We start from the raw sequence: 24,998 nt of genomic DNA on the forward strand, positions 1-24,998 counted from the left end.
TCGATTCGATCTACCGTTCTAGTAAGGAGATAGCTATGACATCGATTCCCGTCCCTCCCCTCGCCATCGACCCGGAGCAGGCCGTGCGCGCCATAACCGGTGCCCACGCCCAGGCCCAAGAGATGGTCGACCGGCACTGGCAGCCGAGCATCGAGGACCTCGACGACCAGGGCGCGGCGCACCGTGTCGAGCTCAAGACCCTGCTGCGGGTCATCGACGCCGCCGGGTTCAACATCGAGCCGCTCATCACGGCTTGGCGCGAGAACTGGGAGGCCTACCAGCGCAACGGTGGGACCGTGGCGTTCACCTCCATCGGGAACCCCGACTGGCGCACTCGGTAGAACACCGGGCACCGCTCACCGGTGGGCGGCGACCGCGCCCCGTGGGGGAGTGCTGTACAGCAGCGCCGTACAGCAACATTCCCTGACGCGATCACACGCCACCGGCCCGCATCCACCGCCTGACCAGGACCCGAGTCGCGTGATCTGCACGCCGCCCTTCCCTCGTAATGAAGCGGTTGGGCCGCATCCGTGCTGATCGCTTAAGGGCCAGCGTCTGGTGCGGTAGCAAGTAGGAGTTCCCGAGAAAGCGGAGTGTGCCTATTCTTCTTTTAGAAGACCGAAATATCCCAGACCTCAGATCGTTGAATGTAAAATTATAAGATTCGTCCAGTCTTCTTGTGAAAGCCTATATGCCTGGCTGAGAGTGTTTACTTCCTGTGCTGATGGCACCGTGATTCCTCGTTCAATTTCAGATATTCTGGATGAAGATATCCTGGCGTTTTTGCTCGCCTCGTCTAGGGAAAAGCCGATTCGCTCTCGAGCGTGCTTCAGGGCTGACGCTAGCTGCGCCTGAGGACCCGTCATCGCTGCTTGAGTTGTGGGCGCTAGTGACGGTTTTGGTTGGCCAGCATCGTGTGCAGGCGGATCGCCTGAAGCAATTCCGAAGGCGATTATGAAGCCGATAACGGCAATCACGCCGCCTCCCCCCGCCACTACAGCGCCTGCGCGACGACGCGTGTGCGGACGTACATAGGCTCGCCCGCCGCTAGGTTTCTTTCGAAAATGTCCTCTGACTTCGGTCATCCCTGGACCGTATGGACTTCGACGATGAAAAACCTAGCCTGCCGAGGGAAAGGTCCGTGTTTCTATCTGTCCAGCAAGGGCTATGGGCTACTCGGCGCTGCCGGCCGCGATGGGGGAATTGATGAGTCGCATCGCGCCCGGCCATAAAGATCATGTGGCGTAGCCATGCCGCAGCTTCTCATCGGCCCTGGCGTCGGATGACTGACACCGATCTTGTTAACGGGAGTGCTAACAACGGCTCTAGGCGACCGTGGACGCTCGCGGACTAGTCCACCTATCTCGACGTGGCCAGAGCAGGCTCCCAAGAGCCTGGTGGACGTCCGTGGACGATCATGTCCTCACTACGGATCAGAAGGTTAGGGATTCGAGTCCTCTCGCCCGCGCACAGCAGAAAGGTCCGCTACCAGGGAAAATCTGGAGCGGCCCGTCGTGTTTGTCAGGACGATCTCGGAATCTTGCTAACACGGTCCTCCTCACTCACCGATCGCTTTGGCGAAGATGCCGGGGGATAATGCCTCGGCGGTACGGATCACTTGGGCGTAGACCCGCAGGGTGATCGAGGGGTCGGCGTGGCCGAGCCAGGCCGCTACGACCTGCACCGGGACGCCGGCCAAGAGCAGGGCCGTCGCGTGGATGTGGCGAAGGTCGTGAAGGCGAGCGTGCGGTAGCGGGTGCGCGGGACCGCCTCGTGTACCGCTTGGTCAGTCTGGGGAAGAGTGAGCTGAGCGTGTCGGAATGACCGGGCTCACCCTATCCGGTCGTGAACACGTGGTCGTTCAGCCCGCGCCCACTCAGGGCCAAGCTGGAGTCATACTGGCTGATCGCCTAGCACTATGTCGCGCAGTCAAGCAGCAGTACCGGCCCTAAATCACATTTTCGGCTTGACTCCGGCTTCACCATAAGTGGCTGCGTTGATCGTCTGCTACTACACTCCTTATGCCCTAGCGCCGAGGAATCTACCGCGTATGGTCTAGCGGAGGGTAGGGCGGCTAATGTCTAGGATGAATGGCTCAATTATAAAGGGTTGCTCTACCTGCTGGGCTTGCTCACGGAGCTCGTTCATCAACAATGCGCGGTCAGGATACCTACCCTTCGACCAACCTTGGGGGCGCTGCTCGGATGTAACCCAATAGACCAGGTAAATGCCGTGGTTGACTCCGGTTGGAATAAGATATTTCTCCTTCAACTGCTGATGCATAGCGGTCATAAGTTCATCGTTATCGACCAGTTTTGCTTCGATGATGACTCGTACGACGTCTTGTGACTGAGTAGCCGCGGTTGCCGTTGCAGTGAGGTCTACACGCGTGCCGAAGCCTCTGGAAGCTTGACGTGCGACTTGAATCTCGCGATCAACGATGCATCCATTGGTAAGGCGCACCTCTATCGCTCTGCGAATCCAATCAGAGATGTCGTCCTCTCCCTTAGGGAAGCCTTGCTTCTTGGAGGTGTCTCCTTGTTTGGCTTCGTTCCATAGATCGCGAAAGGCGGTGTTGTGCGTGATCTCATGCTGCAAGAGTTCGAGCTGCTCGAGAACGACACTTTGGAGGTTGCCACCGTGTCGGATAAGGCGAGTATCCGATCGTGCGAGGAGAGTCAGCAACTCGGGTGGCGCGGGTCGGGTGAAGGCGAGGTCCGCGACGCGTGAGCGCGCTGTCCTGGCGTACCGAGCGATTATCTCGATGTCAGCGGTCGGGCGGCCTTCTTTCAGAGATTCAAGTTCCTGTGCTAGGCCGAGGTCCGTCATCCGCTGTAGGACAGCCTGGCGAGTTTGCTGGATGTTGCGTTTTGCTTGCCAGGGCGTGGATGCAGACGTATCCCCTGCGTAGGGGAATCGATCCATAATTAGTCGGGCGAAGGTGCTAAGGTGCGACTCGTCGAGGTCTTCGATTTTCACGTAGGGACCGATGTCTTCGAGATCAGACTCGTTGACACAAAGAGAATCGACAACGACGGATGGACCTAGCTCAGCCAAACATTGGAACGCGACAGTAGATAGGTTCGATGAAGCGTGTGAGCGCAACCGAAAGCAGGTTTCGACAACTGCATTTGGGGCTTTCTTGGTAAGTAGCTGAAGAAGGGCCACTGCCAACTGATCATCATAATGGTCTGCTGCAAGACGCTTCGCCAGGTCAGGCGCAAGGCGGGCAGCAATGTGTTTATACAATGGATAAAACGTCAACTGTCTGCCGTGGGTTTGTAGAGCGTCCAGGAAGTCCAAGGCAGCAGCGAGAATGGCTTGTTGGCCTACATCAGGCGCCATGTCGAAGAGATCTGTGCGTGACCGAATCTCATCTCCTTGGTGATCCTCCATAGAAGCGCCCACGATTGCAGGCGCCCAGCGCTCCCACACTGAGGGCTCGAGTTCCTGGAGTAGTTCCGGTCTGCGCTGGGCAACCGAGGTCATTAGGTACACTCCCGACCAGTCTGGCATTATCTGATTCAGGGCATAGCTATTGCGACCGGCCCACACCGATGCGTTCACTCGGTGTTTCCTCAGATAATCGAGTCCGATCTCTAGGACCCGATCGCGTTGCGTCTCATCGAGGAGTTGCCAGCCTGGACGGCTGATAAGATCATGCGTGAAGAACTTGTGAGCCGAGCCGCGGGGATCAACAGAGATCCAGTAGATGATCTTCCACCATGATTCCGTGCTTATCTCAGCTTCATCGATGGACATTTTCAGGTTGGCTTCCTGCTCGGCCGCCGCAGTGCTGCGCCGTTGCTCGAATGCAGTCTCGCTGTCCCGCGCTCGCCGCCATTGCTGCGCGGCCTGGCAATCGATCGCCATGGTCTGCCGCAGATGTTCCGTTGCTGAGTAGGCGGGATGGCCCGGTTCCAGCGACAAGATGAGTTCGGCTGTGGACGCCGTAGGCTGATGGCTCAGCACGGATACGCATTCGGCGAGGGTCTCCTGCGCAGGCCTTGGCATACTGGTGAGTTCCCTGATTAGCCAAGGCAAGTCGCCAGTTTGGATGAGTTCGCTTCGGCACAGCCGATACCACCTGTCGGAGGCCATAAGGTTCGCAACCGCAACCGCCAAAATGCGCCTCTGCTCGGCATTCATTCTGTGCCAAGGCTTACCATCGCGGTAAAATTCCCAACCCCAGGTGGAGTGCTGAAGGAGGTCGGCTAGAAGGCCGGCCAAGGCATCGAGTACGGCTGGGCTTGAAGCAGTCAAGCAGCCTCTTGCGAGTAGTCGACCGAACAGTCGACCATAGGCGTCCTGTCCGTCGTCTAGACGCTGCCGGGCCCAGATAAGCGCTTGAGGCAGGTCATCGGAGGCGAGACGTTCAGCAAGCCCGCCCAAGAAGACGAGATATGAGCCGATCAAACTCCTGTTGCGCCTCGGCCGAAGCTTGTCGAGAAGATCGTGACAGCTTAGATGCACTGGGTAGAGCACGTTGAGAGCCGTGCCGAGGAGTTCGTCATCAGGGTCTACGGTCTCATCGCACGTCAAGAAGGCCCGGAGCGTGAACCGGTCCTGGTCCGTCCCCATTGTGCCGACCGCTTCGATCATGGCGTTGAGAGCCCAGGATGGTGATTGGCCCTCAAGGGCGAGTTCAAGTAGCCGTCCTGCCAATGAACGGCAAGTTCCAGCTTCAGCAAGGCGTGCGATCCACCACAGATGTTCTGGACGATGCGCATCATCAAGATGAGTCCGGAGTTGAGTCTCAAGGCCCGGGTGATGGAGTACGGAGAAGTCGATCGCCCACCACGGATCTACGTCCCCTGCAGACGCAAGCATCAACAGAGAGTCCACGATCTTCGCGCGTACTTCATTCGGGAACGCCACCCCAGTTTGAGCCAATCCCAAGGCGTTGCCGAGGATGAGGTCCTCTACAAGACTTGGTTTCAATGCTCCCAGCCAGGCGGCAACCCCCATCATGGCGCCGGGTAGCGTACCGTCCGCATGGAGCCCCAGCACTCCCTTTAGTTGGGCTCGACCGATTTTTCTGTCTACTAGATATGAGGCAGCGAGGAACTCGGCGAACTGGTGGTGCCGGAAACTGACAGTCGAATCGGGTGCAGCGTCAAAGAGCGCTGTATTCAAGATCTCCTGGTACTCCTGAGGCGTCACTGGGGTGCCTGGCTCCTCAGGTTCAGGGTCGGACGGCAGTTCCGACACGCCTACAACGTCCGCCTGATCTCCCACGGAGCGCGTAAATCTCCCCGTACCCTCGCTGAACAGGGTGATGGCTCCCAGCCTGGAGGCAAGGCGATACCGACGATCCAATGAGACCGTTGGTATCGGTAGCGAAGGGTTCGCCTCTGTCAGAAGATCCTTGACTTCGAAGCGGAGTGCTTCGAGTTGCCCGGCAGGTAGTGAACCTGTTTTGCGCCATCTGCGGATCGCGGCACGCAGTCCGCCCGGAGTGGAAGCTAGCCTGCCAAGTTGCTCAACAACGACGGCCGGATCAGCGGTCGGTCCAGGAGGGGCCATGAGCTGCTGAGCGAGATCGACAGCGTGTGCACGGGTGAGTGGCAGAAGCCGCAGCTGCCGGAATTCTGGGATGATACTCGCTAGTTTGCGTGCAAGCGATGCGTCCCAAGCCGCTGGACGGCTACTCAGCCGCCACGGCACTTCTGCTGCTGAAGCCTTATTTAGGCACTGCTCAAGGATACGAAAGACGGCAGGCAGGTGAATGACCGCTTCGTCTAGAGCGTCCAGGTATATCGGTCGTCCTTCAGTGATCGCTTGGTTGATTGCCTCTCGTATATCCCGACAATCAAGGCCGATCAGATCAATCTTCGCGGAGCCTCCCTCTAGGGCGCGCATGTCGTCAAGAACGTGTGTCTTGCCTACGCCGCCAGCAGCTAGAAGGACGAAGCTCCCGCCTTGCTCAAGGAGGTCGGTCACTGGACGCGGCTGGTCGTCATGGGGAAGCCACGAAGCACCTTGAGGTGGTAGGTCGAGGAACCCGTCATTATCGAAGGGGATGTTATTGCCGAGTGGGAGCACGTGGCGCTGAAGCGCCCGATCCGTGCCAGCCGAGACCACTATGCCTCCCGATGAAGCCCACACCATCCCAACCGAAGATCTGAGTCTACGGCTCCAAGTGAAGGTAGATCACGTGCATCCCCATGGGATCTTGCTAACAGCGCTGCTACTGTAACGACAGGCCCGGACAGGTCGCGTCCTCGGAGCGGTGTAAAAGGCTCAACGAGGTAGGTGCCGCGGAGTGATCTTAGGCGGCCACCGTGTCGGGTGTCGACTCGGCCGTCGTGGTGGTGGTGGGACGAAGCTGGGCGGGCGGGTGGAGCAGGGCACGGCGCAGGTCTTGAAGGACGCGCAGGCCCTTGCTGGTCATGGCGAAGCCGCGCCAGCCTCGCGCGGCCCGGTCCAGCACCGCCCACACGAGGGACACGCAGGAGGTCTCGCCGGGGAATCGGCCGATGACCTTGACCCGGCGGCGGGTCTCGCCGAAGGTGCGCTCGATGAAGTTGGAGTGGCGGATGCGCTTGTGGTGCTCGGGCGGGAAGCGCAGGTAGGTCGTCAGGCTCTGCCGGTCGGTCAGCAGGCTCTTGACCGCGGCCGGGTAACGTCCGCCCCAGGTCTCGGCGAAGGCGTCGATGCGGGCCTGCACCCACGCCACCAAGCCCGGGCCGGGCTCGATCTGTTTGACGTCGTTGTTCAGGCTGCTGCTGTCGAAGATGTTCCAGAAGGCGGCCTTGACCTCGGCCTGGTCGCCGGCGCTGACCTTCGACAGGACGTTGCGGCATTTGTGGATCACGCAGCGCTGGCGCAGCGAGCGGGGAAATGCCTGCTCGGCAGCGGCGATGAGGCCGGGCGCGCCGTCGGAGACGACCAGGAGCGGCGGACGTAGCCCGCGGCCGGCCAGATCGGTCAGGAAGTCGTGCCAGGCGTCGGTCGACTCGGCCGCGGCGGCCGACAGGCCGATGAAGACGGGTTTGCCCTCGGTGGTGATGCCCCAGGCGGCCAGCACCGGCTCGGCGCGCTGGCCATCGTGCATCTTGAAGTGGCTGGCGTCCAGGAACAGGTAGTCCAGCTCGACGCCGGTCAGGTCACGCCGGCTCCAGGCGTCGTACTCAGCGACGATGGCCTGGCAGATGGTCGAGACCGTCGATTTGGACAGCGCTGCCTCGGGGCCGAGGGCATCGGCCAGGGCGCCTTCGACGTCGCGCACGGACAGGCCCCGCACGAAGGAGGCGACGACCAGGGTCTCCAGGGCATTGGTGCGGGTCACGCCGGTGCCGAACAGGCGGGAGGCGAACGCCTCGGTGGTGCCGCGCAGCTTCGGCCGGGCGATGGTGACGGCTCCGGTGGTGGTCTTGATGGTGGTGGGGCAGTGCCCGTTGCGATGGCCAGGCCGTACCACGACCTCCTCTTCACCTCTGCCGGTGACGGCGGTGGCGCGCTGGTAGCGGGCGCGGCCGAGGAAAGCGTCCACCTCGGCCTCGACGGCGGTCTGGATGATCAGGCGGGCGCCGAGCCGGGCGACGTCCTCGATGACCTCGACCAGGTCACGACCGGAGGAGAACAGGGCGTCGATCTCGGCGCGGATGGCCTGAACGGGCGGTAGTGTGCGTGCCACGAGCGTAGGTCCTTGCGTAGTGCGAACTTTGGACGGTTCAGCACGGCAACCTACGCTCGTTCCCTTTTACACCGCATCTCGGACGCGACCGCCCGGACACCGGGATACATCCTTGGATGCTGATCAGGATGAAGGGGTGGTTGAGGCCGTGACGATCGCGGACTTCGGTGCCCGTCGTATGGGCTGAGGCGATCGCAGGCAAGGCCCTCCTCCGTCGGACCTCGCCACCGGGTGACCATGGCTGAGGTGACAACAGCGCTGACAACAACGTCCCCACACGCTGCGGACCAGCCGTCCGGCCACCGCGAACAGGCGCAGTCGCAGGTGTTTGGGCTCGTAGCGGCGCGCGGCGGTGCCGGGCAAGGCGAGCAGTTGCATCGAAGCTGGCAACTCGCAGGCCAGCGTGACAAGCTCGCACCAGATCTGGTTGCGGGCGAAGTGGTGCAGCGGCAGGTTGGCCAGGCCGGTGTCCTTAGCGCAGCGGATGCGGTCTTCGGCTCGGGTGGCTGGCCACCTAGGAGCGCAAGAGCGGCAGATCGGGGGCGCCCGCCGGCTGAGCTACGGCCGGACGATCCTGTTGCGTTCGGCAAGGAAGGCGTCCTGCGCCCGCTTTAGCGCCCGCCTATGCTGTCGACCACCGACTTGGGCACCAATGAGCGCGAGGTCGCGCGCAGCGCCGGACAGGACCGCATCGCCTCCGCGGCCCACCTCCATCGCGGCGGCGGCGATCGCCTGCGCCAAGAGAGGCATCGCCTGGGCGACGGCCGCCGAGCTGGCCTGATCCCAGCCAAAGATGGCCTGCGCGCACCGGCCGATGGCGGCGGATGCGGTGCCGTGCACGAAGCGGGCTTCCAGCGCATGCGCGAGAGCGGTCAGGCTGACCAGAGCCTTGGCCCGAGGGGATGTCCATGCCTGCTCTTGAGCAGCGATGGCACCTTGGAACACGCCGACCGCGACGAGCAGTTGATCGCAGGCGGCCACAAGTTGCTCGCGTTGCTCGGCCCGGCGGTGCCGCCGCGTGCGCAGGAGACCGACGAGCGCGCCGGCGCCGGTGAGAATGCCGATGGCCGCGGCTACGGCAGGATCGAGCAGATCGGCCCAGGTTAGGTTCACCGCTTCAGGGTGGACGTGCACAGGCGCTCATCGCGGTGATTCCGCAAGATAGAACCGGATCGTTCCGCACCGCGGATGGTCAGCCTTACTGAGGCCGGCCGCTCACGACCGCCGCTTGTGCGAGAGGAACAACGCGATCACGGCAACCGCCAGGGCGATGCTCGTGAGCGCCGCATCAATAGTTGGATGGACGCCCGAATCGCGCGCGACCGCGTACGTCACAGGGATGGGTGCGGCACCGAAAAGGCCCAGGGCGATATACCACCCGACGTTCGGAACGCCGTCCGGCAAGTCGTCCGATGCGTCGTGGAGTACTTCCTCAAGGGCCTCGCGGACGCGTGGCTCTGCGAGGAGATTCTGCGCAGCCTCTTCGACCGCCTCCTCTCCTGCGGCGCGCGCTACGTCTACGAGCGGCATGACTGCTTCTGGCGCGTGGGACGTGTCTACGAACACCCGATAGGCGGGGCCGATTGCGGCGGAGAGATCGCGTGAGAGCGCGGCCGCTGGGTCGACGCCTGGCAACACGAGCGTGGGGGGCAATCCCTTGAGGGCTACTTGCAGTTGGGTTCCCAGAGGTCCCAGCGAAGGCGGCATCATGGCCCGGCTGAGTTGCTGAGCCGCCTGGATCAAGGGGACGGAGATCGCTTTCGAGATGGCCTCCCAGTGTGGCGACCACACACTCGCGATGTTCTTGTTCAGGCTTGTGGTGAGCGGTGCTATCGCTTTGAGGAGGTCCTGGTTTATTTTGCGGAGAGCGGCTGCCTCTTCGGGCGTCAGGGGCTCACCCTTCTCTGCCAGCCGGAAGAACTCGTCCGCCGTCAGGCGTTTCCTGCCCGTGTGCGGACGTCCGCCTCCAGCACCTTTTCCTGGCCATTTCCATGAGGTGATGGTGGACGGCCGCCAGACCGGAGTGCGGCCGATCATGTTGTCCTCTTGAGGCAGGCCAGCCGCGAGCTGTTCTGCGCTCAGCGGCTCGCCATCTGCAGCGCGCTTTCGAAGCTGCCGCCCGCGACGCCGGTACCCATGGACCGTCTGGAGCTTTACGCCGAAGTACTCGGCGATGTCCGTCATGGTCCAGTAATCCGCGTCCACGTCAGCCATGTAAGGATTATGGCCGGAGTGCGGATCAGCCGCAGTTGGCATGCAGATCGTGAGAGCAGTGCGCGCAGGCGGTGATCTCCTCGGGGCTGGTCTTGGCCACGATCGGGCTACCCACTCCCAACCCCAGGGCGGTAGCAAGTCCGCATTCGCCGCCCTGTACCGCCGTAAACACGCTGTCGTCGGTGCCCTTCAGAAGTTCGCCGGTTCGGTACGAGCAGTGGGCGGCGGCGCGTCGACAAGGTCCGCGATCTGTTTCCGAGTGAGCTTTCGATCAGCTGATCTTGCTAACGCGGATGCTAACCACGTCCGTGGATACTGATGGACGTCCGTAGAAATTGATCATGGCTGGAGTGTCCGCGAGCCGGTCTTTCTGACCGCAGTGGACGCTGGCGGACGATCTCGAACTGGCTTGTAAACAGAAGGTCAGGGGTTCGATTCCCCTCGTCGGCTCTGCACCCAGAAGGCCCCTGAACAGGCGTTATGCCGTCAGGGGCCTTCTGCTTTCCGATCTTCAAGCGGTGTCTTCGGCGTCGTCGGGAGCCACCTTGGGAGCCACCGGGAGCTGTTTCCCCAGGAGAGCGCTGGAGATGGCTTCGGTCGCTGCGTGGCGGTCGCCTTCCAGCAGGTGTCCGTAGACGTCCTTGGTGATCGCGATGCTGGCGTGGCCAAGGACCTCGGACACGACATGCAGGGGAGTGCCCTGGGCGAGCATGAGCGACGCACCGGAGTGGCGTAGCTCGTGCGGGTGCCAGTGGCCGAGGCCGGCCTTTCTGGCCAGCCGGGAGAACGAATGCGAGAAGGTGTCCGGGTCGGATGGGTTGCCGAAAGCAGTTGGGAACATCAAGGGCGGCGCTGCGCGCCGCCACGCGGCCCGCGCGCGCCCGCCCGCTGCGCGTGCGGCCTGGGGGCCGTTCTCGCGCGCGACGCGCGCGGGCCGCGCAGACGCAGGTCCCGCCCTACTCCTGAACACCGCAGGCAGCCACCGCATCCGCCACCGTCGAGTACTGCTCAAGCGGGAGCGCTTGAGCTCGGAAGCGTTCGCTCAGATCCGGCGACGCTGCGGCGATCACCAAACGACCACCAACCGACATGGTCCGCTTCAGCGAAGCGATGAGCGCCCCGATGGTGGCCTCGTCCCAGCGCGTCATGTCGCCCAGGTCGAGCACCACGCATGGAGGAACGGGAACCAGCGCCATCTCATTCCGAAGCCGGGCTGCCGGGGACGCCTCCCTGCCGAACTCACCGACGATGCTCAGAACCATGCACGTGCTGTGATCAACCCGCTGAATATCGGCCATCGTGAGCCGCCTCCCACGTCGGGCCGTCTCTAAGGTCATTGTGCCTCCGGCGGGGGCGCTCCGGCTCCGGGATGATCACCGTATTTGAGCCGGAGTCCGTAGATGGCTGAGGTGGAAGCCTGATCATCCCGCCCGCCATCGACCTGGGACAAGCCGAGCAGGCCAGGGCCACGGGTACCAGATCGTTCGTCCGGTGGGGCGCTCCATCTGGTACCCGTGGCCCTGGCCCGCTTCCCCTGCGGGCGGGTCGACGGCAGACGGGATGATCAGTCGGGGCGGGTGCGCGCGGTGCGCGGCCGAGGCTTCCGTTCCCAGACCGTGTCATGAAAAGCTGCGCTGATGATCCGAACCGGGACGTAGGAGTCGATGGTGCGCAGGAAGTCGCAGCATGAACCGCCACCCAGCGACGCTGAGACTGCCGAGTACATGCGAAGCCTGGCCGAACTCTTCGTGGAGCACACACGCGAAGACGGCTACTCCTTCGACTGGGACCCCGCGTTCATTCACCACCTCGACAACTACTGCACCGAGTTCGCCGCCTCGAAGCCGCCTCCTGAGGTCATCCACAGCGTGATCATAGGTGCCGGGGCGTATCTGGGCGAGATGATCGTCCGAAACAGCGACTGGAAATGGGTGTACTGCACGGACGAGAACGCCGCTGCCGTGGAGAGCCCTGAGGAACTTCGCGGCTATCCGCATAACAAGGTCGCCAAGCGGATCCACAACGGGGGCGAGCATGACCTTGAGGCGTTCTTCAAGTATGCCATGACAGGCGAGGCACCACGCGGGACGACCGCCCGTGTCATCAAGCCTTCATGGTGGCAACGACTGAGGTCGAGAGCCTGATCGCCGTGCCATTAGCGTGCCATTAAGGGCGGTAACGAGGGGTCAACTACGGTCACTCACGACCGGCCTCAGTCGCAGGTCAACGCCCCTACAAGCCGAGATCCATGCAATTCCCAAGCTGACAACCCACGTGTGCGCGATCATGGGAGAGTGAGAGCACGAGTAGGAGAGTCCCGTTGGGTCGATCTTGAGGCGGGGCGGGGAATGGACGATCCAGCCCATGCCTGCGAACTCCTGGAAATGTATGTCGGTCCTCAGGGCGAGCTCAGCGAGGAACGCTTCCAACTCACCGTCTGCACCCCGTCGGCCCTCACGGAGCAACTTAGGCACCGCCCCTTTCTCATCGGCCGACACTGGCTCTTCGTTGCCGAACTCCATCCCGACAAGGTGACCGAGTGGCTGAGCGATCGGATTGCCGTACTGGATGCCCCCACATGGGGTGAGCTGGCAGAGAAGATCGGCCGGATCGGAGAGTGGGAATTCGAGGACTACACGGACTGAGGTCCGACCATCCAGCACAGTCTTGGGAGCCACCCTGGGAGCCACCCGGATGAATGATCATGAACTGCGGTTAACGGACCCGGACAGCCGGAGGTCCGATGACCGGCGCGGCGAACAGGTTTGAACGGCCTCGGAGATCATTTGGGGACCTTTTAAACAGAAGGTTTGGGGTTCGATTCCCCACGTCGACTCTTCAACCACAAGGCCCCTGAACAGGCATGATGCTGTCAGGGGCCCTGTGTTTTCAACCGGTATTTTCGGCGTCTGTGGGAGCCACCTTGGGACCACCGAGGTCTGTTTCCCCCAGGAAGGCGCTGGAGATGGCTTTCATTGCTGCGCGCGCCGATCACCTTCCAGCAGGTGTCCGTAGACGTCCCTTGGTGATCGCGATGCTGGCGTGCCCGAGGACTCGTACACCACTTCCGCGGACGCAACCGTCTGCTCACCGTACTTTCGCACGCATCCCCGTATCCGTGACCTGTCGCCGGCCAGGGTCGCGATCATGGTAGGAGCGCGTGCATGAGTGCCATGAACGAACCTCCCGACATCGATCGTGGGTTTCTGCACAATACGTACACACCAGCTCGGCGGAATCACCACCAGCGAAAGTTAGGATCACGCGGTGGATACAACGAGCGATCTTCCTAGCGCGAATCGCCAGCGCGCTCCCCTGGATCTCAGCGGCAGGGCCTGGGTGACGGTCGCCATATTGCTGGGGCTTGGGACGATTTACGCGACGAGTGCTCCCGGGGGGCACTTCACGTGGCTCATGCTCGTCGGCGTCGGCGGGTTGTTGTTCGGTAGCTGCTGGCTGATCGTGCTCGGTGTCGTCCTTGCCGGGTCTGGGAAGTTAGTCACATTGCGTCGTAATTGGGCATTCTGTGCCGTGCCGCCCCTGATTGTGGCGTTGGTCGGCTCACTGGTCTACGTTGGTGCGCCGGTCAGGATGCGTTTTGAGCTGTCGCGCGCCAGCCTCGACCACTTTGCGAAGACGGTGTCAGAAGGGGCGCCGCCTGGGAAGCGGCAGTGGATCGGCCTGTATCCCGTCGATTATCTTGACGGATCCCGTAGCGCCTTCCGCCTCATGATCAATGACACGGGCTTCCTCACCAGTTACGGCCTCGCCTGGAGCCCGAATGGCGAGCCGGACATCGACGGACCAGGCTCCTACCGCCACTTCGACGGACCCTGGTACATCTGGGAAATCAGCGACTGGTAAGCGATTCTTCCGTCTCGGGCGCTGCCTCGCCAGAGCCGGAGTAGCTCGGCGAGGTGATCCATCGACATGGTGGGAGCCACCTTGGGAGCCACCCGGGTGCACGATCGCGAACTCGGCCGAACGGGCTCGAACGGCTGGGAGCCATGGCGACGAGCAGAACGAACGGCTCTGAACGATCCTGGAAACCGTTTGGCCACCTCGTAAACAGAAGGTTTGAGTTCGATTCCCACGTCGGCTCTTCACGATGAAGCCCCTGAACTGGTGTCTCCGGTTCGGGGGCTTCGTGCTTGGTCGGTGTCATGATCTTGCTGACACCCTTGGCGGCAGGAGGCCCCCGGTGCTGTGACGCGGCCGCCGGATCGTCAGGTCGTCATCCCAGGAAGCGGATGGTGGCGCCCTTGCTGGTGATGGCCAGTACGCGGAACGACAGTGTGTTCTTGCGGTTGACGCGGATGTCGCCCTTGCCACCCTCGCCGAGGGATGCCGTCGTGCCCGGCGCCCGCACCACGACCATGTCCCGGTTGAAGATGCCGCCGACGAATTCCTTGGAGACGTACACCCTGGAGAAGCCGTAGCGCTTCTTGGAGATGCGGAAGCTCACAGACTTCTTGAACGTGAACTTGCACTTCCCGTCGTAGCAGCCGCGGTAGCTGGGCTTGGCCGAGGCGGCGGCGGGGGTGGCGGCCACGGCAGGCGTCACGACCATGGCGCATGCGAGGATCAAGGCGGAGAGCGTTTTCCGGTGCATGGTCTTACCTTTACCCTGGTCCACCGGGCGAGATTCTTTATCGCGTACGAGGGGCCCTGGCGTTGGGCGACCGAGGAGCGAAGATGCCAGGAACTCACAGCGGAAGGGCGGCGCTGCTGGCCGCGGCGGCTGTGCTGATCGCCGGGTGCGGCTCCGCGCCGCAGGAAGCGGCCGCGCCCGTCAGCACACCACCGTCTCCGGTTTCCTCCTCGCCGCCGCCTTCGGCTTCCCCCTCGGCGACGCGGTCCCCCTCGCTGACGGCGACGCCGCTCCCCAAGGCCAGAAACGGCACCAAGCTCCGGGCGTGCTGGGACGCGAAGTGCGAAGTGCTCGTCAAGGACGGACAGAGCATCAGGCTGGCTGACAAGTGGGGGCTGCTGCCGATCGACGTGACCGTCGAGAACGGCTCGGTCACCTTCCGCACGTACACCCTGTCCGGCGCGCAGCTCACCATGGGGGAGCAGACGCCGAATCAAGGAGGGCCCAGCACGGTCAACGACGTCAACTTCGAGGTGGTGGCCGTCAAAGGGAAGAGGGCCGTCATCAAGATCTCGCACTAGCCGGCAGGACCGGGCGGCCGCCTCGGGGCGCGACCAGACGCACGACTGGATTGCGGGCTGGCCGAGGAGAAGCGCGAGGGGGATTCGTGCCTGCGGTGCAGCGTGCTCAGGGGTAGCGCTGTGGGGTCCAGGGGTTTCTGCTGATCCTCACTCCTGTACGGTCGCCGACGCGGACCCAGCGTGTATGGGCCTTCCGGGATCTATGATCATTGGTCGCGCCAAGGTCACGACTTTCAATCTCGGCAGGAGAATGTAAGTAGAAGCCCGGTCACTTTAAATTACACAAGTGGAATTAAAGTCTCAGCGCCCAGACTTGCTGCGTGGAGCGTATTCGCCGCGCCACGTGTACTGCAGATCATCGAGGCCTGATCGACGTTCGTGCAGAGTGCCGCGGACGCACACGTAGCGAGATCAGTGATCTCGCTACGCCTTGCTGACGGGAGACCAGTGCCTGGGCGAAGGCGTTGGCGGCTGTGGCGGCATGGTTGTGGAGCCACAGGCAGGACCACGCATCGGGGCATCTGCTGGTATCGCCCGGGACGCCGACGTTCCCGGTCGAGTCATTGGGGGCCAGAAGCTTGCCTCTGGCTCGAGCGCTCCGGTGCCGAGGTGGCCGATCCTCGATAGGTGCGTGCCCCGTCTCTTGAGGAGCTGTGATCGGGGGTCGCTCCTCTCCGGCACGCGGTCAGGACGGTCCGATGGCCGGGATCCAGTTGCCGTGGAAGCCTGCGGGGATGCGTACCGGGACGTGTACTTCGGCGAGCGGTGGTGCGGTCAGGTCGGTGGCGTCCAGGATGGCCAGGTAGCTCGTGCCGCGAAGGCGGTCGTGGGCGAACGTCAGCAGGTAGCCCGTGTTCTCGCCGGTTCCGGTCCGGGGGACGAAGACGGCCTCGCCGCAGGTGTGGCCTGGAGGGAAGCGGTGCGCCGTACGTTCGCCGCCGGTGAGGTCGTAGGCGTAGATCTCCGAGCGCTCGGGCTCGGGCTCCAGGGAGAAGCTGGTCGTGTAGCCGTAGCGGTGAGGGAGGCCGAGGGACGAGTCGGCGATCCGGGGGTATTCGCTGGGCGTGTCGTCGAGGGGTTCTTCGGTGACCGTGCCCGATTTCAGGTGCAGTGTCCAGCGGTGCACGGTCGGGAGCCCGCCCTCCAGGTCGTCGGCGCCGCCGCGCCACAGCGTGGGGACGCGGGTGCCGGTGACGGTGATCGTGTCGCCTTCCGGGTCCTCGAAGGCGTTCATGGTGTGCCAGACGTAGCACGGGGCGACGTCGAACCAGCGTACGGGCGTGTCGTCGCCGGCCGTGCGCGCCAGCACGCCGAACCTGGCGCGGTGCGCGTCGTCCCAGCGCCACGGCGGCCCACCCGCCGCGGCCTGCGCGAGGTCGAAGACGACCGGGAGGTCCATGAAGATCACGTGGTTACGGGTGATGGCGAAGTCGTGCATCATCGTCGCCCGCGGCACGTCCACGGTCCGCGTCTGCAGCACCTCGCCGGTGGCCGAGGCGCGGTAGAAGGTCAGGTACGGCGGGCGCAGCTGGTAGCCGAAGAACAGCAGCTCGGCCGTGCTCGGGCAGGTTTTAGGGTGCGCGGTCATCGGGGTGCGAAGGGCTCCGCCGAAGGTGTGCGCCCCGATCGTGGCGAGGTCCGGCGTCACCTCGTACGGGAAGCCGCCCTCCTCCAGGGCGAAGAGCCGGCCCGCGTGGGCGATCAGGTGGGTGTTGGCGGTAGTGACCCGGTAGTCGATCCGGCCCGTCTTCTGGTCGAAGGCGAGGGCGAAGCGGGACTCGCCGGGGTGCTCGTACAGCGGCGTGCGTACGTACCGGTTGCGGTACCAGCGGGCCCTGCCGCCGTCGAGGGCGATGGTGTGGATCATGCCGTCGCCGGCGAAGGAGTGCGGGGACCAGCCGGTACGGGGGTTGGGTCCGTTGCGGAAGAACTGCCCGCTGAGTTCGGCCGGGATCTCGCCGACGACTTCGGACGGCTCCAGGGTCACTTCCTCGGCGACCGGCGCGTTGTTGCCCGCGAGATGCAGCGGCACTGTTTCCGGCATGCTGGAACTCCTGTCGGCAGGTGGTGGAGACGCCGACAACCGTGCACGAGAAAGTTCGCGGACAACAGTCTTGTTCTTCTCGGCTGTCTCAGCCGCGCGGAAAGAGCCCCGGTGAGGGCTGTAGAGGAGAATTCGCGCATGGCCCTTGTGAGGTTGGCGGGCGAGCGTCTGATCGGCGTGGTGGGGTACGCGTGGTCGAACGGTTCGGCGGCGGGCCGGACGGTACTGAGCGGACGGGCGCGGAGCTCGTGTTCGATTCGGGGAGTGTGGTCGCCGAGGGGTGGGCCGACAACCTTCGGATGGCCGGCGGCTGAATCACGTGGAGGGCGTTGAGGAGAGTGGTTGGATGTTCGCAGTTCGAGCCTGAACCGTCTGATCCCGGAAACCGGGACGCTGAGTTACAACCCGCGAACCGGGTGTTTGGAGTTGTCAACCGCGGCGACCGCCAGAATGGCGCAGATGATGACCGTATGGATCACGTGGAGATCGTCGTCGGCCGGGGCAAGGACTCCGATCATGTGCTGGTCCGGGTCCTCGGTCGTATGCATCCCGGCTGCACCGACTTCTGGGACGGGAACTGGCTGGTCTCGCCGATTCACGTGCAGGTCGGAGGGTTCGTCGCCGAACTGGATGCGGCGCTTCGAACGGAGGAACTGCGTGACTTCCGCGTGGCCCTGGAGCGCGTCCACGCGGAAGTCGGGGGAAGCGCCGCCCTTTCCTCTCTCGAGCATTGGATCGAGCTCACCGTCGCATGCCGTTCCACGGGTTCCCTGTCGATCGCCGGGACCGTGAGCGATCATCCTGGGAGGCGTAACACCCTTCGCTTCGAGATCGAGGGCCTGGATCAGACGGACATCCCGGAACTGGTAGGTGCGCTCGTCGCGGCTGAGGAGCGGTTCCCCGTCCTGGACAGCGAGTGATCGGCCCTCAGGGGCGGCGTCTAGGGTGGCTCGGTGGCTACTCATGTGATCGTGTTGAACGGCGGGTCCAGTTCGGGCAAGTCGGGGATCGCCCGGTGTCTGCAGGCGGTGCTGCCCGGGACGTGGCTGGCCTTCTCGGTCGACGACCTGGTCGAAGCGATGCCCGCCGCCATGCGAGCGTCGGAGGAAGGGATCGACTTCGCTCCTGACGGCGGGGTGGTCGTGGGGCCGGAGTTCCAGGCGGTGGACGCGGCGTGGGCGGCGGGGATCGCCGCCATGGCCAGGGCGGGCGGCCGGGTCGTCGTGGACGACGTGTTCCTGGGCGGGGCGGCCTCCCAGCGGCGGTGGCGGGAGGCTCTCGCCGGGCTGGACGTGCTGTGGGTGGGCGTACGGTGCGACAGCGCGGTCGCCGCCGGTCGCGAGATCGCCCGGGGTGACCGCGTCGGCGGGATGGCTGCCCTCCAGGCGGAGGTGGTGCACGAGGGCGTGGTCTACGACCTGGTGGTGGACACCACGCACACCGAGTCGCTGGCGTGTGCGCGGGTCATCGCCGAGCACGTGCGCCGCTAGGCCGCCGTCACGACTCGTCGTCCGTCTCGGGCTGCTGGGCGCCCAGGGCGTACGAGAGGGCGACGCCCAGGCAGATGGCCAGCGACGTGCCGAGGAGGAGGTTGTGGAGGGTGACGCCGAGGCCCATGCCGATCGCGACGCCGGTGGCCAGGCCGAGCTTCCAGTTGGGGGTGTGCTGCTTGTCCGTCATGGCTCAATCTTCTGGCAGGAGGGCCGGGGCGGCGTAGAGGCGACAGTCATCGGTGTCATGTGACAGATGTCAACGGCCGGGACGTGGTGGATGTCAGCGCAGGGTGATGCGCTGGTCGGCGGAGTCGGTGTAGGCGCCGTACAGGATGAACGCGGTCGGCGGGCGGGTGCCGCCGAACTCCTTGCCGATCGACAGGGCCATGCCGGTGGGGACGTTGACCAGGCGGGGGACGCCGTCGCTGAAGCCGGGCCGGCTCCAGCGCTGGGCGGGGGCGGTCGAGCACGGTCTGAGCAGGACCGTGCGGATGCCGCCGCCGTTGAAGGAGGTCGTGTCGTACCGGTCGCCCGCTGTCAGGCAGTGGCCGGTGGCGACGTGGACGAGCTGGAACCGGTGGGTTTCGCCCTTGGTGCGCCAGGCGGTCCGCGGGTCGGTGCAGCGCAGGGCCGTGACCCGGCTGCCTGACGCGCCGACGCACCGGCCCGCGTGGGCGATGCGGGTGCCGGCGATCGTCGTGGGAGTGGGTTCACGGGTCTTCGTGGGCGTGGGAGTGGGTTCACGGGTCTTCGTGGGGGTGGGAGTGGGTTCACGGGTCTTCGTGGGCGTGGGGGTGGGTTCACGGGTCTTCGTGGGGGTGGGCGAAGGCGTCCGGGTGCGGGTGGGCGAGGGTGAGAGGGAGGTGGGGGCGGCGGCCTGAGGGGATGGCGGTGGGGGTGTGGGGGCCGGGGGGAGGGTGAGGACGATCGCGGCGGTGGCGGCGATCACGGTTCCGGCCGTCGCCGGGATCGCCCAGGTGAGGAGCCCGGCGGAGGCGCTCTTCGACGCGGCGGCCTTGCCCAGTCCGTCCAGGGCGAACGGCAGGAGCGCGATCGGCAGCGCAGCCCGCAGGGTCGCGTTCAGGTCGAGCAGCTGACCGTGGGCGCGGGCGCAGTTCGGGCAGGAGTCGAGGTGCGCGCGCAGGGCCCTGGGCAGGCGGTGGCTCTTCTTGCGTACGGCGGCCGCGAGCGGCTCGGCGTACTCGCGGCAGTCGGGCGAGGCGCCCGCGACGTGCGCGGCCAAGTACGCCTTGCGCAGTCCTTCGCGGGCGCGGAAGGCGAGCACGCCCACGTTGCCGGGGGTGGTGCCGAGGATCTCCGCGACCTGTTCCGGCTTGTCGTCCTCGATCACGGTGTGCCACAGCACGGTCTGCCAGCGCGGCGGCAGCGAGCGGTACGCGCGGGTCACCAGGTCGTCGGGCGGCTCGGGTCCGGCGACCGTCAGCTCGTCGTCGCGGAACTCGGCGGTGAGCACCCGCCGGTGCTCGGTCCGCGCCCACTCGGCCGCCGTGTTGCGGGCGACCGCGTACAGGTAGGGGCGCCAGCCGCCGGAGGGGCCCGCGCCCGCGCGGACGGTGCGCAGCGTGCGCGCGAACGCCTCGCTGGCCAGGTCCTCGGCGGTGTGCGGGTCCGCGCACAGGCGGCGGGCGAAGGCGAGGACGGCGGCGTGGTGCCGCTCGTACAGCTCGGCCACGGCACGGCTGTCCCCGGCCCTGACCAGGCTGGTCAGGGCCGCGTCCTCGCGTGTCGAATGTTCCACTTACCTGATCATGAACGTGAGCGACCTGCCGGGCTGCGCGGCCTTGGCGTGGACGGCGGCGCGGTGGCCGACGAGCCGGGTGGTCCGCGTGGTGGCGAGCCTCAGGGTAACGGTGCCGTCCCGCCGCGGTTCGGCCAGCCACTGCTGCTTGGCACTCGTCCTGGCGCAGCGGGTGAGGACGACCGTGCGGGACGGGCCGAGGGTCATGCAGCGGCCCTGGCTGCGCACCTGCACCGCCGCGCCGGTGGTGGGGACCAGCCGCCAGTTCGCCGCCCGGCAGGAGCCCAGGCGCACCCGGCCGCGGGTGGAGGTCAGGCAGGTGCCGTACGTGCTCTTGATGCGGACATTTCGTGAGACGGGAAGCGTGGGGGTCTCAGCCGGGACCGGGGTGCTCGTCCGCGTGGGCGTGGGCGTGGGCGTCGCCGTCCTGGTGGGAGCAGGGGTGGGGGCAGGGGTCGAGCCGGTGACGTACTCGGCCACCATCGCGGTGCCGCCGCCGCGCACGACCTTCGCGCCGGCGCCGTCCTTCACCCCCGGGACGGTGAGCTTCGCGCCCGTCTTGCCGCCGGACCGGTTGAAGAAGTTCGTCTTGTCCTGGTCGGCGTCCGGCACCCACTGCTGCGACTTCTGCTTCGCCACGCACGGCGCGGTGATCACCGGGACGGCTTCCTTGTCCTTGGCGGTCAGCTGGAGGCACCGGCCGGTGCCGACGTTGCGGATCGTCACGTAGCCCTGGCTGTCGATGCTCCGCCGCCAGACCTGCGCGTCACCGCCGGAGCACGCCGCCTGCGTCACCTGCTCGGATCCGCCGTCGAGGCACTGCTTGCTCTCGACCACGCGCAGCCGGAAGTCCGCTGCCGGGGAGGGCTGATCGGTGATCAGGTACGGGCTGAACGCGACGTTCCTGTTCTTGGCCAGCGCCTCGCCGGCCGGCTGTGACGCCTTGGTCGGCTCGAAGTAGCGGAACTTGTCCGTACGGCACGAGTCCAGGTGGTAGTTGGACGCGGTGTCGGCGGTGCATTCGGGCTTGCCGCCCATGTTGCGGCAGACGGGGTCGTCGCCGTTCCCCTCGGACGTGCCGCCCACCGTGCAGTGGCCGAGCCCGAAGCCGTGGATCATCTCGTGCGTGAACCCGGCCTCGCTCCAGCACCAGCGCGGCAGGATGACGCCGCCGTTGCTGAGGCCGGCGTCCGCCCCGCCGCCGGTGCACGAGTCGGTGATCTCGTTGTCCCGGACGAAGAACATCAGCTTCACCCGGTTGGTCGCCACGAGCTCGCGGACCCGCGCCGGCTGGGCGGCCATGTTCTCCTGGAGCGCCTTGCCCATCTCGGCCCGGTTGCGGCCCTTGGTGAACGCCAGCTTCGCGACCACCGGACGGCACTGGTCGTCCTGCACGAACCTGATCCGCCGGGACTCCCCGAACCGCCGGGCGCTCGCCTCGAACGTCTGGTCCGTCTCCCACGCCGTCCGCGTGACCGAGTCCACCTCGGTGGCGGACGAATCCTGGCCGGGCTGGTGCACGTAGACCGGCAGCACCCAGCCCTTCTCCGGGGTGTCGGTCTTGTCGCAGGCGAACGCCGGCGTGCTCGGCGCCGCCGCCACGGCAGCGGCCGGCGCCGGTCCGGCCAGCAGGCTCGCGGCCACTGTCACCATGAGTGACAGCGCGAGCGTCATCTTCCCCTTGCTCATGCGAGCTCCTCTCGTTCACTAGAGAGGAGTGGGCACGCTTCCGGGGATTACGCGGGTCTGAGAACTTTCTCGCCCGCGGCGGGGTCAGCCGTCGCCCAGGCGTTGGCAGAGCCACGACAGCGCGAGCGGGTAACGGTACTCGATGGCCATGTGACCGGCGTCGAACAGCTCGAAGTAGACCCGCTCGTCCGGCACCTTCGCCGCCGTCACCGCCTCGCGGAAGGCCGTCGCGCCCAGGTCGAGATGCCACTCGTCGCGGGTGCCGGCGTCGATCCAGACGGCCCGCATCGAGCGCAGCGCCTCGGCGTGTTCGGGGCGGCGGGCCATCCGGACCGGGTCCCAGGCCAGCCAGCGCTCCCACACCTCGGGGATCAGCTCGCCGTTGGCGTCGAACGGGAGGCGGACGGTGCCGTCGGCGTCGGCCGAGTACGCGCTCGCGTACGCGTAGGTCTCCATGAGGGACATGTCGTTGTCGCGGGTGCCGGCGACCCGGCCGCGGATGTCGGCGAGGAAACGGTCGTACGAGCCCTCGTACCGGTCGCGCAGGTCACGGGCGCGGGCCGGGAACTCCGGCTGGTAGCAGGCCTCGAACAGGGCGTCGCCCGCGTGGGTGGCGATCGCGCCGAACACGTCGGGCCGCAGCATGGCGTTGACCATGGCGCCGTAGCCGCCGCTCGACTTGCCGGTGAGGGCCCGCGCGTCGCGGTCGGGGACGGTGCGGTAGCGGGCGTCGACCCAGGCGACCACCTCCTCGCACAGGTAGGTGTGGTAGCGGCCGGTGCCGGGCGAGTCGAGGAACTGGCTGCCGCCGACGGCCGTCCACGCGTCCACGTACACGACGATCGCGGGCGGCGCCTCGCCGCGCGCGAACATGGCGTCGGCCAGCTCGGGGAACGGCTGGCGGAACGGCGTGCGGTTGGCCCACATCGCGAGGTGCCCGGTGAAGCCCTGGATCACGTAGACGGCGGGGTAGCGCCGGGCGATGTCCTCGTCGTATCCAGGCGGGAGGTAGACCCAGATCGGCCGTTCGTGCGGGTCGCCCAGCGGGTTGCCGCGCAGCGCCGCGCTGTCGATGACGTGGTGGTCCATCCGACCGGCGAAATCGGCCGACCAAGGCAGCATGGGGGTCCTTCCGTCGTTCCGTCAGATCCGCGGCGCGGCTCCGGCCGTGCTGGAGCGGGTGAGAAGGGTGGTGGGCAGCTCGACCAGGGCGGGGGAGCCGCCCGACAGCAGCGTCGTCAGGGCGGTGGCGCCCAGGTCGGGCCAGGGCTGGCGGACGGTGGTGAGGGCGGGGGTGACGCCGGCGGCCACCGGCGCGTCGTCGAAGCCGACCACGCTCACGTCGCCGGGGATGCTCAGCCCGCGCTCCGCCAGCGCCTCGTAGACCCCGACCGCCATCGCGTCGGAGCAGGCGAAGATCGCCGTCGGCGGCTCGGGCAGGCGGTTGAGCAGGTCGAGCGTGGCCCGGCGGGCGAGGCCGGTCTGGAAGTAGCCGCAGGCCGACCAGGTGGGCAGCCCGGCCTCGGCCATGGCGTCGCGGTATCCGGCCAGCCGGTCGACCCCGCAGGGCACGCCGGGGCGGCCGGTGATGACGGCGACGCGCTCGTGGCCGAGCCCGATCAGGTGGGCGACGGCGGCCTTGGCGCCCGCGCGGTTGGCGGAGACGACGACGGGGACCTCGGGCGGCGGTTTGCGGCGCGGGTCGACGAACACGGCGGGGATGCCGCGTCCGGCCAGCCAGGCCCACGCGTCGGCGGTGGGCGAGGTGCGCAGGAGCAGCACGCCGGCGGTGTCGTGGCCGCCGACGCGGTCGAGCCAGCCGTGGCCGGCCCGGTCGCCGGCGGCGGACAGGACGAGGTCGACGCCGAGCCGCCAGGCGGCGTCCTCGACCCCGCCCAGGATGGCCAGCGCGTACGGGGAGACCGGGCCTTGCATGACCACGTCCACCAGCGCGTTGCGGCGGGGTTTGCGGGAGCCGCGGCGCTCGGCCAGGTCGGCGACGAGGCCCCGGTCGCGGGTGGGCCCACCGGTGAGGACGGACGCGATCGGCCCGCCGGCGATCACCGGCTGCGGCAGCGGTGGCCGGGGATGGTCGGGCGTCACCCTCTCACTTTCTCCCGATGAACGCCGGGGAAACCGCTCGCGCCGCAGATTCTTCGCGATCGGCCGGGGAGGCGGGCCTCCGCAGGCGCGACGGCCTGGTGGTCAAGACTGCATAAGTCGGGAAATGTGCCTCTGGCCTGCGATTTCTTTGGGAGTACCAGGACGCGAACCCCGCTCGCGGAGCCCTGTGACGTGCCAGAATGTCGGCACTGTGATCTCCTCCCCGTCATTCCCCGTCGAGATCGTCGGCCTCTCCAATGGCGACGTGCTGATGCTGCCCGCGGTCTGGCCCGTGCGCCTCACCCCGGACCAGCAGCGTCAGCTCGTCACGCGCCTCCAGGAGACCGCCGACGACGCCGGTGTGCCCCGTGTCGAGGCCTGAAACACCGGTCGCCCCCTACTCCAGCTCCCCGGGAGAAGACACCGGGGAGCTGGAGCCCGTTCATGCGGCGGCTAGCCGTAATGCCCTTTTGACGCCTCTCATCCCATAAAGGTTCACAGGCCACAGAAGAATCGGCCGGAATTCAGGCCACGCCGGTGAGACCGGCGTGCCGGTCTGCCTCCATTTGCGCCTGCAGGATCTCCTGGCGCTCTGCGCTGATGCGCCGGCAAAGGATCATGTACGCGTTGAGCACCTGGCAGTAGGAGCGCCGGGCCTGCTCCAGTTGCGCGGTCAGCTCCGGCACCCGCTCGGCGTCGCCGTCGCGCTCCGCCTCGGCGAGCAGCGTGCGCGCCTCGTCCACGATCTCTTCGGCCCGCTGCCGGGTGTGGCGGAGCAGCGCCGAACATTCGTGGAGCTCCGCCAGTCGTGCTGAGGAGACGATGAACTCAGCTGTGTGCACGATCGACCCCTTGCCTGCCATCCGCCTGCGCAGATCCGATCCC

Annotated in this window: 23 protein-coding genes and 2 pseudogenes; 8 read left to right on the plus strand and 17 right to left on the minus strand. The window is 66.0% G+C overall.

Translation table 11 applies throughout. The annotated features are described in order from the left end of the window. Positions 1–35 precede the first annotated feature (35 nt). A complete protein-coding gene (locus tag ACGFI7_RS01630) occupies positions 36–341 on the plus strand; it encodes a hypothetical protein (protein ID WP_393397924.1) in 306 nt (101 codons plus the stop codon). 294 nt (positions 342–635) lie between these two features. Here ACGFI7_RS01630 and ACGFI7_RS01635 read toward each other — a convergent pair whose 3' ends face one another. The 9 genes and pseudogenes from ACGFI7_RS01635 to ACGFI7_RS01675 form a co-directional block, all read right to left on the minus strand. After that, complete coding sequence (locus ACGFI7_RS01635) at positions 636–1,085, minus strand: helix-turn-helix domain-containing protein (protein ID WP_393397926.1); 450 nt, start codon at positions 1,083–1,085, stop codon at positions 636–638. A 473-nt stretch (positions 1,086–1,558) separates the two neighbouring features. Next, a pseudogene (locus ACGFI7_RS01640) lies at positions 1,559–1,735 on the minus strand (tyrosine-type recombinase/integrase); the annotation flags it as partial. A gap of 320 nt (positions 1,736–2,055) precedes the next feature. Beyond that, positions 2,056–5,943: a hypothetical protein gene (locus tag ACGFI7_RS01645; protein ID WP_393397928.1), complete on the minus strand. Its 3,888-nt coding sequence runs from the start codon at positions 5,941–5,943 to the stop codon at positions 2,056–2,058. 328 nt (positions 5,944–6,271) lie between these two features. Further along, positions 6,272–7,639: an IS256 family transposase gene (locus ACGFI7_RS01650; RefSeq protein WP_393397930.1), complete on the minus strand. Its 1,368-nt coding sequence runs from the start codon at positions 7,637–7,639 to the stop codon at positions 6,272–6,274. A gap of 123 nt (positions 7,640–7,762) precedes the next feature. Beyond that, positions 7,763–8,140: pseudogene (locus tag ACGFI7_RS01655) on the minus strand (transposase); the annotation flags it as partial. Positions 8,141–8,197: 57 nt separating this feature from the next. Then, the gene (locus ACGFI7_RS01660; RefSeq protein ID WP_393397932.1) at positions 8,198–8,752 is read right to left on the minus strand and encodes a hypothetical protein; all 555 of its coding nucleotides are present in this window, start codon (positions 8,750–8,752) and stop codon (positions 8,198–8,200) included. Positions 8,753–8,854: 102 nt separating this feature from the next. Then, positions 8,855–9,853, minus strand: coding sequence for a hypothetical protein (locus ACGFI7_RS01665; protein WP_393397934.1), 999 nt, complete (start codon positions 9,851–9,853; stop codon positions 8,855–8,857). Positions 9,854–10,364: 511 nt separating this feature from the next. Next, complete coding sequence (locus tag ACGFI7_RS01670) at positions 10,365–10,694, minus strand: tyrosine-type recombinase/integrase (protein WP_393397936.1); 330 nt, start codon at positions 10,692–10,694, stop codon at positions 10,365–10,367. 115 nt (positions 10,695–10,809) lie between these two features. Beyond that, positions 10,810–11,151, minus strand: a complete 342-nt coding sequence (locus tag ACGFI7_RS01675; protein ID WP_393397938.1) for an STAS domain-containing protein — start codon at positions 11,149–11,151, stop codon at positions 10,810–10,812. Positions 11,152–11,517: 366 nt separating this feature from the next. Between ACGFI7_RS01675 and ACGFI7_RS01680 the strand changes: the two genes are divergently transcribed. The 3 genes from ACGFI7_RS01680 to ACGFI7_RS01690 all read left to right on the plus strand — a co-directional run bounded on the left by ACGFI7_RS01680 (position 11,518) and on the right by ACGFI7_RS01690 (position 13,717). Beyond that, entirely contained in the window at positions 11,518–11,997 is a 480-nt protein-coding gene (locus tag ACGFI7_RS01680) for a hypothetical protein (RefSeq protein ID WP_393397940.1), read from the plus strand. Positions 11,998–12,201: 204 nt separating this feature from the next. After that, entirely contained in the window at positions 12,202–12,498 is a 297-nt protein-coding gene (locus ACGFI7_RS01685; protein ID WP_393397942.1) for an Imm8 family immunity protein, read from the plus strand. A gap of 622 nt (positions 12,499–13,120) precedes the next feature. Further along, the gene (locus ACGFI7_RS01690) at positions 13,121–13,717 is read left to right on the plus strand and encodes a hypothetical protein (protein WP_393397944.1); all 597 of its coding nucleotides are present in this window, start codon (positions 13,121–13,123) and stop codon (positions 13,715–13,717) included. Positions 13,718–14,087: 370 nt separating this feature from the next. Here ACGFI7_RS01690 and ACGFI7_RS01695 read toward each other — a convergent pair whose 3' ends face one another. Beyond that, entirely contained in the window at positions 14,088–14,441 is a 354-nt protein-coding gene (locus ACGFI7_RS01695) for a hypothetical protein (RefSeq protein WP_393397946.1), read from the minus strand. Between the two features lie 107 nt (positions 14,442–14,548). On the opposite strand from ACGFI7_RS01695, the gene ACGFI7_RS01700 reads away from it, so the two are divergent. Beyond that, on the plus strand, positions 14,549–15,025 hold the full coding sequence (locus tag ACGFI7_RS01700) for a hypothetical protein (RefSeq protein ID WP_393397947.1): 477 nt from the start codon (positions 14,549–14,551) through the stop codon (positions 15,023–15,025). Between the two features lie 685 nt (positions 15,026–15,710). Here the strand turns inward: ACGFI7_RS01700 and ACGFI7_RS01705 are convergent. Next, positions 15,711–17,069, minus strand: a complete 1,359-nt coding sequence (locus ACGFI7_RS01705) for a carotenoid oxygenase family protein (RefSeq protein ID WP_393397949.1) — start codon at positions 17,067–17,069, stop codon at positions 15,711–15,713. Positions 17,070–17,539: 470 nt separating this feature from the next. Here ACGFI7_RS01705 and ACGFI7_RS01710 point away from each other — a divergent pair, with 470 nt between their 5' ends. Continuing rightward, the gene (locus ACGFI7_RS01710; protein ID WP_393397951.1) at positions 17,540–17,989 is read left to right on the plus strand and encodes a hypothetical protein; all 450 of its coding nucleotides are present in this window, start codon (positions 17,540–17,542) and stop codon (positions 17,987–17,989) included. A 33-nt stretch (positions 17,990–18,022) separates the two neighbouring features. Next, positions 18,023–18,559 carry a chloramphenicol phosphotransferase CPT gene (cpt, locus tag ACGFI7_RS01715; RefSeq protein WP_393397953.1) on the plus strand — a complete coding sequence of 179 codons (537 nt, stop codon included), beginning with the start codon at positions 18,023–18,025 and terminating at the stop codon, positions 18,557–18,559. Positions 18,560–18,566: 7 nt separating this feature from the next. On the opposite strand, the gene ACGFI7_RS01720 is transcribed toward cpt, so the two are convergent. The 5 genes from ACGFI7_RS01720 to ACGFI7_RS01740 all read right to left on the minus strand — a co-directional run bounded on the left by ACGFI7_RS01720 (position 18,567) and on the right by ACGFI7_RS01740 (position 24,113). Further along, entirely contained in the window at positions 18,567–18,749 is a 183-nt protein-coding gene (locus ACGFI7_RS01720; protein ID WP_393397955.1) for a hypothetical protein, read from the minus strand. A gap of 93 nt (positions 18,750–18,842) precedes the next feature. After that, the gene (locus ACGFI7_RS01725; RefSeq protein ID WP_393397957.1) at positions 18,843–20,321 is read right to left on the minus strand and encodes a sigma-70 family RNA polymerase sigma factor; all 1,479 of its coding nucleotides are present in this window, start codon (positions 20,319–20,321) and stop codon (positions 18,843–18,845) included. After that, on the minus strand, positions 20,322–22,010 hold the full coding sequence (locus ACGFI7_RS01730; protein ID WP_393397959.1) for an RICIN domain-containing protein: 1,689 nt from the start codon (positions 22,008–22,010) through the stop codon (positions 20,322–20,324). Between the two features lie 84 nt (positions 22,011–22,094). Further along, entirely contained in the window at positions 22,095–23,132 is a 1,038-nt protein-coding gene (locus ACGFI7_RS01735; protein ID WP_393397961.1) for an alpha/beta hydrolase, read from the minus strand. 21 nt (positions 23,133–23,153) lie between these two features. Then, entirely contained in the window at positions 23,154–24,113 is a 960-nt protein-coding gene (locus tag ACGFI7_RS01740; RefSeq protein ID WP_393397963.1) for a substrate-binding domain-containing protein, read from the minus strand. A gap of 211 nt (positions 24,114–24,324) precedes the next feature. On the opposite strand from ACGFI7_RS01740, the gene ACGFI7_RS01745 reads away from it, so the two are divergent. Then, entirely contained in the window at positions 24,325–24,495 is a 171-nt protein-coding gene (locus ACGFI7_RS01745) for a hypothetical protein (RefSeq protein ID WP_393397965.1), read from the plus strand. 142 nt (positions 24,496–24,637) lie between these two features. Here ACGFI7_RS01745 and ACGFI7_RS01750 read toward each other — a convergent pair whose 3' ends face one another. Next, a complete protein-coding gene (locus tag ACGFI7_RS01750) occupies positions 24,638–24,955 on the minus strand; it encodes a hypothetical protein (protein ID WP_393397967.1) in 318 nt (105 codons plus the stop codon). Between the last annotated feature and the right edge of the window lie 43 nt (positions 24,956–24,998).

It is taken from the genome of Nonomuraea sp. NPDC048826, from assembly GCF_043198225.1.
Classification (GTDB): domain Bacteria; phylum Actinomycetota; class Actinomycetes; order Streptosporangiales; family Streptosporangiaceae; genus Nonomuraea.

Excerpts from the sequence above, each read along its gene's own strand:
- ACGFI7_RS01720 (WP_393397955.1), bottom strand. The coding sequence starts at position 18,749 with ATGACGGACAAGCAGCACACCCCCAACTGGAAGCTCGGCCTGGCCACC.
- ACGFI7_RS01700 (WP_393397947.1), top strand. The coding sequence starts at position 14,549 with ATGCCAGGAACTCACAGCGGAAGGGCGGCGCTGCTGGCCGCGGCGGCT.
- ACGFI7_RS01635 (WP_393397926.1), bottom strand. The coding sequence starts at position 1,085 with ATGACCGAAGTCAGAGGACATTTTCGAAAGAAACCTAGCGGCGGGCGA.
- ACGFI7_RS01705 (WP_393397949.1), bottom strand. The coding sequence starts at position 17,069 with ATGCCGGAAACAGTGCCGCTGCATCTCGCGGGCAACAACGCGCCGGTC.
- ACGFI7_RS01680 (WP_393397940.1), top strand. The coding sequence starts at position 11,518 with ATGGTGCGCAGGAAGTCGCAGCATGAACCGCCACCCAGCGACGCTGAG.
- ACGFI7_RS01710 (WP_393397951.1), top strand. The coding sequence starts at position 17,540 with ATGGATCACGTGGAGATCGTCGTCGGCCGGGGCAAGGACTCCGATCAT.
- ACGFI7_RS01730 (WP_393397959.1), bottom strand. The coding sequence starts at position 22,010 with ATGAGCAAGGGGAAGATGACGCTCGCGCTGTCACTCATGGTGACAGTG.
- ACGFI7_RS01670 (WP_393397936.1), bottom strand. The coding sequence starts at position 10,694 with ATGTTCCCAACTGCTTTCGGCAACCCATCCGACCCGGACACCTTCTCG.
- ACGFI7_RS01735 (WP_393397961.1), bottom strand. The coding sequence starts at position 23,132 with ATGCTGCCTTGGTCGGCCGATTTCGCCGGTCGGATGGACCACCACGTC.
- ACGFI7_RS01665 (WP_393397934.1), bottom strand. The coding sequence starts at position 9,853 with ATGGCTGACGTGGACGCGGATTACTGGACCATGACGGACATCGCCGAG.
- ACGFI7_RS01685 (WP_393397942.1), top strand. The coding sequence starts at position 12,202 with ATGGACGATCCAGCCCATGCCTGCGAACTCCTGGAAATGTATGTCGGT.
- ACGFI7_RS01630 (WP_393397924.1), top strand. The coding sequence starts at position 36 with ATGACATCGATTCCCGTCCCTCCCCTCGCCATCGACCCGGAGCAGGCC.
- ACGFI7_RS01675 (WP_393397938.1), bottom strand. The coding sequence starts at position 11,151 with ATGGCCGATATTCAGCGGGTTGATCACAGCACGTGCATGGTTCTGAGC.